The sequence below is a fragment of the Parasphingomonas frigoris genome (genome assembly GCF_036663815.1).
Taxonomy (GTDB): domain Bacteria; phylum Pseudomonadota; class Alphaproteobacteria; order Sphingomonadales; family Sphingomonadaceae; genus Sphingomonas.
Window position 1 is genome coordinate 529,327 of record NZ_JAXOJQ010000001.1, and the last position, 14,205, is coordinate 543,531.

Below are 14,205 nucleotides of genomic sequence, written 5' to 3' on the forward strand. Positions count from 1 at the left end.
CGCACCTCGGCAGATCAATCTAACGCGCCCGCCCGCGCGCGACCAGCCCGGAGCTTTACAGCGATCAGCCGCGCGCCGCGAACAGGCAGGTACCGTATCGCGCGTCGATCCGGACACGAGCGGGTCGCCGTCCGATGAAGACCCCGGGATCGCGCCGATGCGACGACAGGTGTTCGCGGTGCTGATATTTGTGCCGTACGATCACCAATATCGATCTTTTGGCGATACGGAATTGCAAATATTTCGGAACTGTGATGAAGTGTTAATGTAAAGTAGTATTCAGTATCTTTTCCAGGGCCTAAAATCATCGAGATTTTTCCCAAATTGCGTATAATGCATACTTTCACGGGCGAACCCGCTGAAAAAATCCTCAAAATGCTCTTGCTGGTTACCTGGCTCTGCGCAGTCCTGTCGGTGCTCGGGGCACTTCTCGATGCACCGCTGCTGGCGGGGTTCGGCAATCGCCGTGCGCCGATCCAGCCGGTCGCCGCGCTGGCCTATTGTGCGATCGCAGCCGCGCTCTACGCCGCAAGGCAGTCCCGTCTGTGGCTGAGCGACCTTTTGCTCGCCATTCCTGTCGCAGTCGTCGTGCTCACCTTGGTGCAGACGGCGACCGGGCTTCCGCTGATCGACGGGAATTGGTGGCAGGCCCACGGGATCCTTCCTGCACTGGGTAGCCTGATCGGGCGCCCCGCCGCCCAGACGACCATCAACCTGACGCTGCTCGCGCTCGCAGCCGCGATGACCGCGCGCTCACCGCGCGGCGTTCCCGTCACCGCGGCCGCGCTGGCGCTGGTGACCCTGGGCATTTCGGCGATGTCGGGCGCGGTGGTGTTGCTCGGCATGACCCACGTCGATGCCCAGTCCTCGAATTTCCTTCCGTCCCTGCCCGCGACGATCCAGGCGATCGCGCTCTCGGTCGCGATCCTCATCTGGGGCGGCTGGCCCAAATGGGGCGAGCTGCCCGGCAAGGGCACGCAGGAAGGCAAGGTCCTGCGCCGGGCGTTTCCGATCATCATGGGGGTGCCCGCCGTCAACGCGCTGATCGAGGTGACGATCGATCAGGTCGGATCGGTTTCGCCGCTGGTCGTCGACGTGGTCGTCGCGGGCGTGAACATCGCGGTCTTCGGCTCGTTGATCCTCTGGGCGATCGCGCGGATTTCGGCCGAACACGCCGCGTTGTGGGAGACGACCAACGCGATGGATTCGGCGCCGATCGTGCTGACCTCGACCGACGGAATCATCCGGCATTGGTCGCGCGGGTGTGAGGAGCTCTACGGCTGGACCGCCAAGGAGGCGGTTGGGCGTTCCAAATACGAATTCCTGCACGCACGCGACGCGCAGCCGCCATTCTCGCCGGTCCTGGAGAATGTCGAGACGGACCGAGAGCGCGAACTGATCGAGCGACGCCGCGACGGCAGCCTGACGCATGTGCTCGAGCAGGTGCGGCTCGTCCAGGCCGACGGGCGCCCGCCGGTGCTGGTCCACAAGATGACCGATGTCACCGAGCGCGTGCGGATGGAAGCAGCGCTCGAGGAAAGCGATGCCAATCTGGCGCTCGCGCTCAACGCGGCGCAGATCGGCACCAACGAATGGGACATCGCAACCGGCAGGGTCGTCGCATCGAGCGGTCTCGAGCAGCGTTTCGGGCTGCAGCCCGGGGACCTGGGGCAGCTGTCCGATTGGGTCGACCGGATCGACCCGAACGACATGGCCGCGGTGTTCGCAACGATCGATGCGGCGGTGAGCCGCAACGAGGAGCGCTGCGACTTCAAATATCGCATGACCGTGCCGAACGGCGGGGTGCGCGCCCTCGAGGGTTCGGCCCGACTGGTGTATGACGAACAGGGCGCGTTGGCCAAGGTGGTCGGCGTCCATGTCGACGTGACCGATCGCAACGAGCGTGAAAGTGCGTTGCTGGCGCAGCAGGAGCAGTTTCGGCTGGTGTTGAAAACCGTGCCTTCGGCTATGGTGATCTGCGATGCCCATGGGGTGATCAAGGCGTTCAGCGCATCGGCCGAACAGTTGTACGGCTATTCGGCGGAACAGGCGATCGGCGCGAACGTCGCGATGCTCACGGCGCAACCAGACGAGGAGCATATGCGCGCTTTGCTCGACAGCTATCTGGCGAAAGGGTCGAACCGAATGACCGCCCGGACGCCGATGACCCATGCGCGCCGCAGCGACGGCAGCCTCGTGCCGATCGAAATGTGGGCGGGCGACATGCAGATCGGCGAGCATCAGCTGTTCGCCGGCTTTGCGCGCGATCTGACCGAGCGTCTGGCGGCCGAGGAGCGGCTTGCCGAGATGCGCGACGAATTGCTGCACGTCTCGCGGCTCAGCGTGATCGGGGAAATGGCAGCAAGCCTCGCGCACGAACTCAATCAGCCGTTGGCAGCGACCGTCTATTTTCTTGGCGCGGCCGATCGCGTGCTGGCGGAGCCGGCCAATCGCGAGCAAGGGCGTTCGCTGCTGCGGATGGGCAGCGACCAGGCGTTGCGCGCCGGCGAGATTATCCGAAGCATGCGCAGCTTTGCGACCAAGGACCAGATCGACAAGCAAGTGGTGCCGATCCGCGGCATTATCGAGGATGCGGTGTCGCTCGCGTTTCTGGGGGGCTCGCGATACGAAATCGAGCTGCTCTACGATTTCGGCGAGACGGCGCTCTCGGTCTTCGCCGACCGCGTCCAGATCGGCCAGGTGCTTGTCAACCTCCTTCGCAATGCGACCGACGAATTGCGCAAGATGCCGCGCGCCGCGCGCCGCATCACGATCGGAACCCGACCGGTCGACGACGACACGATCGAGGTGAGCGTCGCCGACAGCGGCCCTGGGCTGGACGACCAGATGCTCGCGCAGCTGTATATGCCGTTCGTGTCGACCAAGCATGAAGACGGCATGGGTTTGGGCTTGTCGATCTGCCGCCGCATCATCGAAGCGCATGGCGGTACGCTCGAGGGGGCGAATTGCGCCAATGGCGGCGCGCTATTCCGTTTCACTCTCACCAACGTGCCGGCTTGATCGAAGGAAATACGCCATGGCGACTCGCAGTATCTATATTGTCGACGACGACCAGTCGGTGCGCACTGCCTTGCAGAGCCTGTTGTCGACGCGGCCCAATCTGATGGTGTTCGGCTATCGCTCGGGCGACGATTTCGTCGCGCAGCTCGACGGGCTCGAGCCGGGCTGCATTCTGCTCGACTATGACATGCCCGGGCTGAACGGCCTCGACGTGTTGCGCGTCCTCGCCAAGACGCCGCGGCGGTTCGGCGCGATCATCCTGACCGGGCAGGGCGCGACGACGGTGGCGGTGCAGGCATGGAAGCTTGGCGCCCTCGATTTCCTCGAGAAGCCGTGCGATCCCGGGGTGTTGCTGGATGTCGTGGAGACGGCGTTTGCCACGATCGAACAGCAGCATCACGCAGAGTCGGCGGTCGAACGCGCGCGTACCGCGATCGACAGCCTTTCGGCGCGGGAGCGCGACGTGCTGATGGGGCTGATCGAGGGGCAGGCCAACAAGGTCATCGCGCATGAGCTCTCGATCAGCCCGCGGACGGTCGAGATCTATCGCGCCAACATGATGGACAAGCTCAACGTCCGCAGCCTTTCCGAGGCATTGCGGATCGCTTTTGCGGCGGGGTTGGTGCCCGTCGTGTGAGGTCAGGTCGCCGTGCGCGCGCGCCAACGCGCGACGATCGGGAGCATCGCCACCGCGACGTTCCACCGATCGACTGCGACGACATCGCTATCGACAGATACTGCGCTGGCGGACTCTTCGGTGATGATGATCATGTCACCCAGCCAGCATTGGTTGCGCAGCGTTTCGATCCATTCGCCTGGAGCTGCGTCGATCAGCCTGTCTTCGATGATGAGCATCGAGGAACCGCGAAGCTCCTCGCCGAGGGTCGGATCGAGATGGTCGGCGGTCGTGATCGGCAGCTCGCCCGCCATGCCGAGCAACGCCGCCAGGACGCTGCGCAGCCCGGCATCCGCCACGGCTAGAACCAACTGACCGCGAAGTTCCATCGTGCTGCACGTGTCCAAGAGGGTGACCAACGCTCACCAGACATACTGTGGTCGCGTATGCGCGAGACATCCCTTAAGGGGTTTCCCGTAGTGCGGCCGGCGGACGAGATCCCTGCGTGCCGGCCCCGTCATGAAGGCAGGGACTCGGCGCACGGGGGCACGTTACCAACATTATAGAACAGCATTCGGCGGCATTTTGCGCCTAGGTAGTCGTCCTGGTGGGCGCCGGCGCTGCCGCGTGCGCAGAATTTCGCCGCTCGGACCGCCGCCTGGATCAATCCTATCCTATAACGCTACCGGATCGCCCCGCAGGCGCGATCGTCGGCTGGCTCGGTTGCCGCGCGGGACGATCCCGTGGCGTGGCACACCGCTCGACGACGGTACGGAGGGGGGCGCGTTGCGGGCAGCGGCGCCCGCTCGGTTGATCCGCCGCAAGCAGGTTTCGGCGGCCCAGGAGCGATGCCGCTGTTTTGGCGATCCGATACAGGAGCACATGTCCGATGTCGAACTTACCCGTGCAGTCTCGCCTCGATTTCATGGCGATCGACCAGGCGCAGCGCGTAACGTTGGCGGCGATCAAGCCGAAGATCGGGGGGTTGCTCGGGCCGGCGCTCGACCGCTTTTACGCCAGCGCGCGCGCCACGCCGGAAGTCGCGAAATTCTTTCGCGACGACGCGCATATGCAACGTGCGAAGTCGGCCCAGGAGGCCCATTGGCGGCGCATCTCCAGCGGCGCTTTCGACGACGAATTCTATTCGAGCGTTCGCCGGATCGGCGCGATCCACGCAAAGATCGGCCTCGAACCGCGCTGGTATGTCGGCGCCTACGCGTTAGTGCTCGAAAACCTCATTCGCGGGATCGCCAAACAGTATTCGCCGTGGCGGCGCCTGTGGACGCTGTTTCGCGCCCCGACTGCCGCTTCCGCCAGCATCGCGGTCGTCAAGGCGGCCTTGCTCGATCTCGAACTGTCGATCTCGATCTATTTCGAGCAGAACGATATGGAGCGCAATGCGGCGATCGCCAAGCTGGCGACGGCGTTGCAGGCGCTGGCGGATGGCGATCTCGGGTCGGAACTGGCCGGCCTGCCGGCGACCTTCGCGGCGCTCGAGGGCAGTTTTAATCAGACGCTCGCCGCGATGCGCAGCATGATCGGCGCGGTAAGCGACAGTACCGCCGGGATCCGCACCGGATCGAGCGAGATCGCGCTCGCATCGGAAGATCTCGCGCGGCGGACCGAGGGCGCTGCCGCCACGCTCGAGGAGACGTCGGCGTCGCTCGTCCAGATGGACACTCGCCTGCGCGCCAGTGCTGCATCGACCACGCGCACGGTGGCGCGCGCCGACCAGGCGATCGCGACGGTCGGGGGCGGGCGGGCCACCGCCGACCAGGCCGTCCAGGCGATGGGCCGCGTCAGCGACAGCGCCAAGGGTATCGACAGCGTGATCGAGGGGCTCGACAAGATCGCTTTCCAGACGCGCGTGCTCGCCATGAACGCCGCGGTCGAGGCGGGGCGGGCGGGCGATGCCGGCCGCGGCTTCGCGGTCGTCGCCGATCTCGTCTCGGCGCTCGCGATGCGCGCCGAGGAGGAGGCCAAGCGCGCGCGCGATCAGTTGACGCTGACGCAGACCGACATCGTCACCGCGGTGGACGCGGTGCAGAAGGTCGACGGTGCGCTTGCCAACATCTCCAGCGACGTCGGCGAAGTGCACACATTGCTCGGCACGATCGCCGACGATGCGGTCGCGCAATCGGCGACGATTACGCAGATCACCGCTGCGATCAGCGCGATAGACCAATCGACGCAGCAGAATGCGGCGATGGTCGAGGAGACCTCGGCGGCGGCGCGCAATCTCACCACCGAAGTCAACGCGCTGGCCGCCCACGCCGCGCAGTTCAGGAGCGCCGATGCCGCGCCGGCCGATCGCGCCCCGCCGAAAGCGCTCGCCCCCAAAGCCGCGCCGTACACGCCGCCGGTCAAGGTCCAGGCGGCGTTCGCCGTCTCGAGCGGTGCGGACCATGACGATTGGAATGCCTTCTGACGACAGTTGGCCGGATCGACCGGCCCGCGATCGATGGGACGGGGGATGAGGAGATTGCATGACGCCGCTTGATCTCGCGCCGTTTCGTCTGCTCGGCATGCGCCTGCTCGCCGTCCTCGGGGTGGGCGTGGCCGGGCTGATCACGCTCGAAGCGCTGCTGCGGCCCACCCCCGGCAAAGGCATCGCCGCCACGCTTGCCATCACACTTGCCATCATACTGCTAAAGCTCCCCCCCACCCCCTCGCACGGTCGCTGGCGGGCGTGCTTGCCGCTCCGCTCCCGGCTCTCCTATTGCTCTTTGCGGCGGGCCGGACCGAGCCGGGAGACCTCGTCATGGGCACCGCCGTGCTACTCGCGTTGCTAACACCGCTGTGCGACTGGCGCGCGATCGCCATCGCGGCGGCAAGCCTTTTGCTGCTGCACCTTGGCCTCGCGCTCTACGCGCCGGAGTGGGGATTGGCGGGCGTTTCGCTCGATCGCATCGCTATCCAAGCGGCACTGCTGATCGTCGAGACGGCGACGCTGCTCTGGTTCACCCGACAGATCGACGCGCTCGCGGCCACGAGCGCGCGGGAAGCGGCCGAGCGGGAAAGCCGCCAGGCCGAGCGCGCCGACGCGCATTCGCTGCAGAGCGAGGCGGTCGCGATGGTCGCCGCGTCGCTCGGCCACGCGCTCGAGGCACTGTCCGAGGGCGACCTGACGACGCGAATCACCGTGGATTACCCTGGCGGTTACGGCGCGCTGAAAAGCGATTTCAACGTAGCGCTGGGGGCCTTGCGCAGGCTGATCGGGTCAGTCGGCGAAGGTGCCAGCGGGATGCGCGGGACATCGGTCGAGATCGCTCGCGCGTCGGAGGCGTTGGCGCGTCGCACGCATGATGGCGCCGCGCGGCTGCGCAGCGTTTCGGCGACGCTCGCGGGCGTCGACGCGTGCCTTCGCGCAAATAGCGCTGCAACCGCCGCGACGGTGACGCGCGCCGACCAAGCGAAAGCGGCGGTCGTCGCGGGACGTGGCATGATCGATGCCGCGGTACGCGCCATCGCGCGAGTGACCGCCAGCGCCGAGCGGACCGATCGCGTGATTGCGGCGCTCGACAAGATGGCGGTGCAGACACGGCTGCTGGCGATGAACGCCGCGGTGGAAGCCGGTCGAGCGGGGGAGGCCGGGCGCAGCTTTGCGGCCGTCGCCAATCTCATCGCCGATCTGTCGGTGCGCGTCGAGGCCGAGGTCCGGCGCGCGCGTGATCCGTCGCGCGCGACGCAGGTCGATATCGCTGCAGCGGTCGAGGCGGTGCGCGCGCTCGATCAGCGCGTTGCGGTCGCCGCGCTCAAGATCGAGGACGTTCGCACCGCGCTCAGCGCGGTCGCTAGCGACAGCAAGACGCAATCGCGGATAGTAACCGATCTCAGCGCGCTTCTGACGATGATGGATGAGGCTACACAGCGTAACGCTGCGATGGTAGCGGAAACCTCGGCCGCCGCGCGCAGCTTGACGAGTGAAGTCAGCGCGCTGGCGAACGAGGCGAAACTGTTCCGGGTTGGGGGGGGGGCGCCGAAGCAGCCCGTGCATTTCCGGCCCTCGCCCGAAACCGTCGCAGCGAGGGCCATGAAGAGCAAGAAGCGCCGCCCGCCGGCGTCGAGCTGAACCGGCTGAAGACGAGCCGTGAGCCGGTCACTCGGCCATCCCAGTACCCGACAGGCCGTCGATCATGTCGCGATTGACCGCAATGAGATCGTCGATCGATTCGCGTCCGGCGACCACGTCGCTGGTGAACTGATCGACCCATAGCGCGAGCGAGATAATCCCGGCGCGTACGCCTGGCGGCAGCTGGTTGCCGGCGGTCCCGCATACCGCCGAAAAGGTGTTCCACAATTCGCGATTCCGATGCAGCGACGGCATCAGCGCGCCGCGCGAATGGCCGGCGTCGCGGGCGTGGATCATGTCCCCGGTGATCTCGCACATCAGCCGGCGTTCGGCTTGGCGTGGCGACTCGATGATCGTGCGGGTGCGGTGATAGGCGGCTAGCGACATGCGGCTTCCTCTTTCTGACTTTCCTATTTTAGACGGTTTGGCGTCCGGAGAGCGGCAACCGCACGCCGCAGTTCTCCTATAATGAAGAGCAGGTCCGGATTTGCCCGGATTTCTTGCGGGAGGGTCCGGATGGACGATATGATTTTCTCCGGCGATCTGCCGACGGCGCTCGAAGGTCGGCGCGATCTGGCGGTTCTGTCGCTCGATTGCTTCGACACCCTGCTGTGGCGCCAGACGCACGCCCCGAGCGACGTCTTCCGGACGCTACGAGGCCCGAGTGCGCAGCAGCGAGTCTGGGCGGAGCAGCGCGCTCGGTCGCGCGCCGCCGTGCGGCATCGCCGTAACGAGGTGGCGATCGCCGACATCTATGCGCAACTGCTGCCAAACGCAGCCGCAGATGTGCGGGCGGCCGGTGTCACGGCCGAACTCGCCGCCGAGGCTGCGTTGTGCTTCGGCTTCGCGCCGACGATCGCGCTCATGGTTGAGGCGCGGCGGGTTGGGTTGCGTGTTATAATTACGAGTGACACGTATCTCGACCGGGCGCAGCTCGGTGAGCTCATCGCGCGCGCGGCGGGCGATGACGTGCGGGCGCTGATCGACTCGATCCATTGTTCGTCCGACTATGGCCTGTCGAAAGGCGAGGGGCTGATCCGCGAGGTGATCCGGGCGCTCGGCGTACGGCCCGAGTCGATCCTCCATGTCGGCGACAATCGCAATGCCGACTTCGTCGCGGGGCAAGCCGCGGGCGTGCAGGCGCTGCACCTCAAGCAGTTCAGCCCGACGACCGAGCAGCGTCTGCGGCTCGAGGCGGCGACCAGCGCGATGCTGCATGTCGGCGACGATCGCGCCAACCCGAACCGCCAGCCGCATCGCGCGGCGATCGCAATCGCCGAACCGCGCCTCACCGATCCGGCCGAGCGGCTCGGCTACACCGTTCTCGGGCCCGTGCTGTACGGCTTTGCCAAATGGATCGCCGACGAGGCCACGGCGCTGCGGGCGACCAGCGGAGGAAAGGTCCATCTCGTCTTCCTGATGCGCGACGGCTATTTGCCGCAGCTGGTGTTCGATGCGATCGCCCCCGCGACGCCGACGCATGCCACCGAGATCAGCCGCTTCACCGCGACCGCCGCGTCGTTTGCGAACGAGGCCGAGGTGCTGCGCTATCTCGAGGCGGAAGAGGGCACCCCGGCACACGCCATCCTGAAGCAATTGCTGTTCGAGCCGAACGAGATTTCCGTGATGCTGCGCGCGCTTCCGGCGACGGATACGCATGCTGCGCTCACGCGCGCGGTGCGCGCAGGTCCCAAGATGCGGCGCGTGCTGGCACGGTCGCAGCGCTTTGCCGAGCGGCTCGTCGGCTATCTCAGGGCAACGATCGCACCGGCTGCGGGCGACACGCTGATGCTGGTCGACCTCGGCTATAACGGATCGGTCCAGAACCAGGTCGATCCGCTGCTGCGCCGGCTGATGGGGGTTCAGGTCGCCGGGCGCTACCTGCTGTTGCGCGAGCAGCTGATGTCGGGGTTCGACAAGGCCGGTTTCATCGCCAGCGCCGGATATGACGCCAACACGCTCGAGGCGCTGTGCGGCAACGTCGCGGTGCTCGAGCAGCTGTGCACCGCAGCGCAGGGGTCGGTGATCGATTACACGCCGCAAGGCCTGCCGGTGCGCGCCGCCAATGCGATCAAGGGCAGGCAGAGCGAGACGCGCGACGCCGTCCAGCGCGGCGTGCTCGCCTTCGCGCGCGAGGCGGGCGCCGCAATGGTCCGTCCAGTCGCTGCCAACTCGCTCGACGAGTCCGCCGCTACGTGGCCCGCCGCCGCCGCCGCCGCCGTGCTCGCGCGGCTGATGTACCTGCCGATGCCCGACGAACTCGCGGTGCTCGAACAGTTCCAGCATGACGTCAATCTCGGCGTCGGCGATACCGTGCCGCTGTTCGATCCGACGATCGCGCGGCGCGGGCTGCGACAGCGCGGGCTGTTCTACATGCGCGGCGCCGAGCGGATGTATCTGCCGGCCGAACTTCATGGCGAGGGGCTCGCGGTGCGGCTGACGCTGCTCGCGCACAAGCGCTTCGGGCTCGCGCTCAAATATGCCGATTTCGTCGACAAGACGATCACGCTGCCGGTGCTGATCGCCGACGGTCGCAAGGTCGATACCGCGACGATCACCGCTACGCCGACGCATGACGGCTATTTCATCGCGCCGATCCCGATCGACGATTGTCGCTTCGCGATCGGGCTGCAGTTCGGCCGACTCTACGAATGGCTGCAGGTCGAGAGTGCGACGTTCATGCCGGTCGATCGCTTCCTGAGCGAGAAGCAGCGGAGCGGTGCCGAGGAGATTGAGGCCGTGCCGACGCTCGAGGGAATGGAGCGGACCGCGCCGCACCTGTTCCGCTGCGAGGACGATGCCGCCTTCATGATGATCCCACCGCCGCCGCGCCGCGACGCGCGTAAAATGATGCTGGCAGTGGTGTTCCGCCCGATCGTGATCCGCGACGCCGCCACGGCGGCCGGACCCTCGAGCGCCGCGACGGCGCACGCGCGGATTGGCGAAGAAACCGGGGAAACGACGCGATGAGCAACCTGCTGATCCATTCGATGGCAGAATTTGCCGATCTGATCTTTGCCGCGCTCGAGCGCGCCGGCGCGCGTCATGTCGTCGAGATCGGGGCCGAATTCGGCGGCATGTCGCATCTGTTGGCCGATTATGTGATGGCAACCGACGGACATCTGACCAGCATTGATCCCACGCCCTCGCCGAACTTTGCGGCGTGGGCGGCACAGGCGCCGGTGGTGACGCATATCGCCCAGCCGAGCCTCGCGGTGATCGATACGCTCGCCGAGGTCGACGCCTGGATCATCGACGGCGACCACAATTATTACACCGTGCTCCACGAATTGCAGGCGGCCGATCGCGTCAGCCGGCGCGATGGCCGGCCGTTGCTCGTCTTCCTGCATGACGTCAGCTGGCCGACCGGGCGGCGCGATATGTATTATGCGCCCGAGCGGATTCCGCCCGCCTTCCGGCAGGCCTACACCTATGGCGCCGGTGCGATGCTCGACCGTGTCGAGCTTGTCCCCGGGCAGGGGTTTCGGGGCGAAACGAACTGGGCGATGGCCGATCGCTCGGGTGGTCCGCGCAACGGCGTGCTGACCGCGGTCGAGGATTTCATCGCCGAGGCCGGGCGCGACGGGCGGATGCTCGCCTTTGCGAACATCCCCGCGGTGTTCGGGCTGGGCGTGGTGTTCGACGTCGATGCGGAATGGAGCCCGGACCTCGCCGTCCTGCTCGCGCCGTTCCACGACAACCGCCTGCTCGCCAGCGTCGAGCTCAATCGCCTGCGCAACTATCTCAAGGTGATCGAGTGGCAGGACAGCTCGGCGCGGACCGCCGCGATGACCTCGGAATAGATTTGCCAATTCCGCGGTCGGGATGGTGATTCATCCTATAATAAAACAGGTTTACACGTCGGGGAAGCAGAATAAGTCATGCTAAACGGGATTGGTTTTCTGCTCATCCTGGGATGCGTGTTCGGCAGCTTTCTGATGTCGGGCGGCAAGATGGAGGTCATTCTCCACGCGCTTCCGCACGAAATGATGGCGATCGGGGGCGCCGCGATCGGCGCGTTCATCGTCGGCAATTCGCTCGGCACGGTCAAGCTGGCGGGCAAGGGGCTGGTGCGGTCGTTCAAGGGACCGCGCTGGAAGGAAAGCGACTATCGCGACCTCCTCACGCTGCTGTTCCGCCTGCTCTCGACCTTCAAGAAGGGTGGCGCAACGGGGATCGAACCGCATCTCGACGAACCTGCGTCGAGCAAGCTGTTCGCGCCCTATCCACGCCTGCTCGCCGACCATCAACTGATCGATTTCATCTGCGATTATGATCCCGAGAAGGCGCAGTTCACCACCTTCGTCAATTGGCAGATCCGCGGCGAATTGCAGAGCCTGCGCTTCCGCGTGATGACCGACCAGCGCCCATCGGCGAAGAAGGTCGATGCCGTCACCGTCTCGTTGCACGCGACGACGAGCAACAGCGATGGCGAAGAGGCCTCGCTCGAGGCGGTGCTCGAAGATGAAGGCGCGCTGGCGCGGACCGAGGCGGGCGCTGCCGACTATCTCGCGCTCGCGGCGACGTCGTCGCTGATCGAGGAATATATCGATCAGCAGCGCGCCGCCGGGATCGACCAGCTTCGCCGCCGTCCGCGGCCGAAGCGCATGCCGCGCGCCGACGGCGATACGGCACCGCGCTTGCGCGGGATCTGCCCGATCGAGGCCGAGAAGCTCGAGCAGAAGCTCGCGCGCGACCGGGAGATCATCGAGCGGCGTGTGTTCGACGTGAGCACGCTCGATGCGCTCGGCACCGACACCGGCGTGACCAAGGAACGCGTCCGCCAGATCACCAAGCGCGCGTCGCGCACGATCGGCGAGCTTGCCGCGACGCATCCGCGCTTCGCGATGATGGCCGATTATCGCCGGGCCAAACCGAGCGCCGCGCGCGCACGCTCGGTCGCCAGCCCGACACCGACGACTGCGCCAATTCTTCCGCCGATCGGACAGCCGCACAACATGCTGTCGCGCGTCGTGGCGATCGCGCCGACCGCGACTGCGCCGATCCGGGCGGCCTTTGGCGGCGAGCTGGGGACCGACGAACAGCATGACGCCGTGCTCATCGGCCCGAGCCTCACGCAGGGGAACGCGCCGGGCAGCCGCGCCCACCATTGAGCCGACCCAATTGCGCGATGTGACGCCGGGTAAGCCCCCGGTCGATCACATCGCGACGGCTCGTTAACCAATAATTGAAACGGCAACGGTCATCCTATAGACAGAGACGCTCGAACACGGCGCGTTGATCATGTCGACAAAGGATAGCATGGCTCGTTCCCGATCATTGCAGGCCGCCGCCAAGCGCGGTGCAGCACCATCGCGCACGGTACAGGGGACGGCGATTCAAACCGAGCCGCCGCGCGATGCGGCGACGCCGCGTCCGGTCGTGCTCGATCCGTATCGCGGCTTCGTCTTTCCCAATCGCATACGCGAACAGCGGCGGCGGCAAGGCCTGCAGAAGCTGATGGCGTTGAGCGAGAGCCTGCCCGACATCCCCTATATCCGGCTGTCGAAGATCGAACGCGGCGAAGTCGTCGCACGCGCCGACGAACTCGTGCGGATTGCGCATGCGCTCGATGTCGCGCCGACCGATCTGCTGATCGCGCTCGACGACGCAGCGTTCGACATCGCGACCTGGGCGTTGCCGTTTCAGGACGGACGTCGCGCCTCGGACGCCGAAGAGCGCTTCGCCATCCTTCTCGCCGCCGCGCTGCGCGTGCTGCGCAACGGCGATGCCGCGCTGACGATCGCCGCGCTCGACAAGGAGCATGGGCTTCCAGCCGTCATCCTGTCCCGGCTCGAAAACGCGCAGAAGACCTTCGAGCGCTGGAACGTGACAACGCAGGCGGCGGTGTGCCGGCTGTTCGGGGTCGCCGACGAGGCCGCGCTACGCGCGCTGGTGCTCGCCCGCTATCGCGAGGGCCTGCTCGATCCCTTCGTCGAAACGATCGCGGATCCCGAGGTGCGGCGCCTGCGCACGCGCGACAAGATCGCCGCCTTGTGGGCGGAATTGGCGACGAAGGCGGCGAAACCCAAGCGTGCGCAACGACACTCCGAAACCCCGCCGCCGCCGCCGCCTCCGCCCGTGCCGCCGTCTGTGCCGCGCGCCGAGCCACTCGCGGCCCCGGCCGAATCGCCGCGCCTGCTGCCGGTCCATGGCAGCGCATTGGTCGGCGGGCTGATCGCCTTCACGCCGAGCGAGGCGACGATCGAGGCGCCGCGCCGCGCCGGCCCGCGGGCCTTTGCGCTCCGCGTCTGTCGCGCCACGCTCGGCGCCGGATTGCCGGCGAGTGCGGTCGTCGTCGCCGATCCCGACCATGCGGCGGTCGCTGGCGGTCTCGCCGCGATCCGCAGCGACGAGGGGTATCGGCTCGTCACCGTCACGGTCGATCGCACGGGCGCCGCCAAGGGGTATAGCGTGTCACCCGATCTCGAGGTCGATCTCGATGCGCTCGATCCCGCCGATATCGTCGGGATCATCGCGGCGGTGTTCGCTTAGG

Annotated in this window: 10 protein-coding genes and 1 pseudogene; 9 read left to right on the forward strand and 2 right to left on the reverse strand. The window is 66.5% G+C overall.

Annotated features, from left to right (window positions below):
- Positions 1-375: 375 nt before the first annotated feature.
- Both U1872_RS02505 and U1872_RS02510 read left to right on the forward strand, forming a co-directional pair.
- Positions 376-3,021: a PAS domain-containing sensor histidine kinase gene (locus tag U1872_RS02505; protein ID WP_332791284.1), complete on the forward strand. Its 2,646-nt coding sequence runs from the start codon at positions 376-378 to the stop codon at positions 3,019-3,021.
- Positions 3,022-3,037: 16 nt separating this feature from the next.
- A complete protein-coding gene (locus U1872_RS02510; RefSeq protein ID WP_332791285.1) occupies positions 3,038-3,658 on the forward strand; it encodes a response regulator transcription factor in 621 nt (206 codons plus the stop codon).
- 2 nt (positions 3,659-3,660) lie between these two features.
- On the opposite strand, the gene U1872_RS02515 is transcribed toward U1872_RS02510, so the two are convergent.
- Entirely contained in the window at positions 3,661-4,026 is a 366-nt protein-coding gene (locus U1872_RS02515; protein WP_332791286.1) for a hypothetical protein, read from the reverse strand.
- 500 nt (positions 4,027-4,526) lie between these two features.
- Here U1872_RS02515 and U1872_RS02520 point away from each other — a divergent pair, with 500 nt between their 5' ends.
- Genes U1872_RS02520 through U1872_RS02530 form a run of 3 tightly spaced genes read left to right on the forward strand, consistent with a single transcriptional unit; the run spans position 4,527 to position 7,709 of the window.
- Positions 4,527-6,065 (forward strand): methyl-accepting chemotaxis protein, encoded by a 1,539-nt coding sequence (locus U1872_RS02520; protein WP_332791287.1) that lies wholly within the window; start codon positions 4,527-4,529, stop codon positions 6,063-6,065.
- 58 nt (positions 6,066-6,123) lie between these two features.
- A complete protein-coding gene (locus U1872_RS02525) occupies positions 6,124-6,429 on the forward strand; it encodes a hypothetical protein (RefSeq protein ID WP_332791288.1) in 306 nt (101 codons plus the stop codon).
- Positions 6,399-7,709 carry a methyl-accepting chemotaxis protein gene (locus tag U1872_RS02530; protein ID WP_332791289.1) on the forward strand — a complete coding sequence of 437 codons (1,311 nt, stop codon included), beginning with the start codon at positions 6,399-6,401 and terminating at the stop codon, positions 7,707-7,709. The genes U1872_RS02525 and U1872_RS02530 overlap by 31 nt, the downstream gene beginning before the upstream one ends.
- A gap of 27 nt (positions 7,710-7,736) precedes the next feature.
- Here U1872_RS02530 and U1872_RS02535 read toward each other — a convergent pair whose 3' ends face one another.
- Positions 7,737-8,096, reverse strand: a complete 360-nt coding sequence (locus U1872_RS02535; RefSeq protein WP_332791290.1) for a flagellar biosynthesis regulator FlaF — start codon at positions 8,094-8,096, stop codon at positions 7,737-7,739.
- Positions 8,097-8,225: 129 nt separating this feature from the next.
- Between U1872_RS02535 and U1872_RS02540 the strand changes: the two genes are divergently transcribed.
- The 4 genes and pseudogenes from U1872_RS02540 (at position 8,226) to U1872_RS02555 (ending at position 14,204) form a co-directional block, all read left to right on the forward strand.
- Positions 8,226-10,679 (forward strand): HAD family hydrolase, encoded by a 2,454-nt coding sequence (locus U1872_RS02540; protein ID WP_332791291.1) that lies wholly within the window; start codon positions 8,226-8,228, stop codon positions 10,677-10,679.
- Entirely contained in the window at positions 10,676-11,512 is an 837-nt protein-coding gene (locus tag U1872_RS02545) for a class I SAM-dependent methyltransferase (protein ID WP_332791292.1), read from the forward strand. The genes U1872_RS02540 and U1872_RS02545 overlap by 4 nt, the downstream gene beginning before the upstream one ends.
- Before the next feature lie 78 nt (positions 11,513-11,590).
- A pseudogene (locus tag U1872_RS02550) lies at positions 11,591-12,625 on the forward strand (motility-associated protein); the annotation flags it as partial.
- Between the two features lie 346 nt (positions 12,626-12,971).
- The gene (locus U1872_RS02555; RefSeq protein ID WP_332791293.1) at positions 12,972-14,204 is read left to right on the forward strand and encodes a helix-turn-helix domain-containing protein; all 1,233 of its coding nucleotides are present in this window, start codon (positions 12,972-12,974) and stop codon (positions 14,202-14,204) included.
- Position 14,205: the final 1 nt, after the last annotated feature.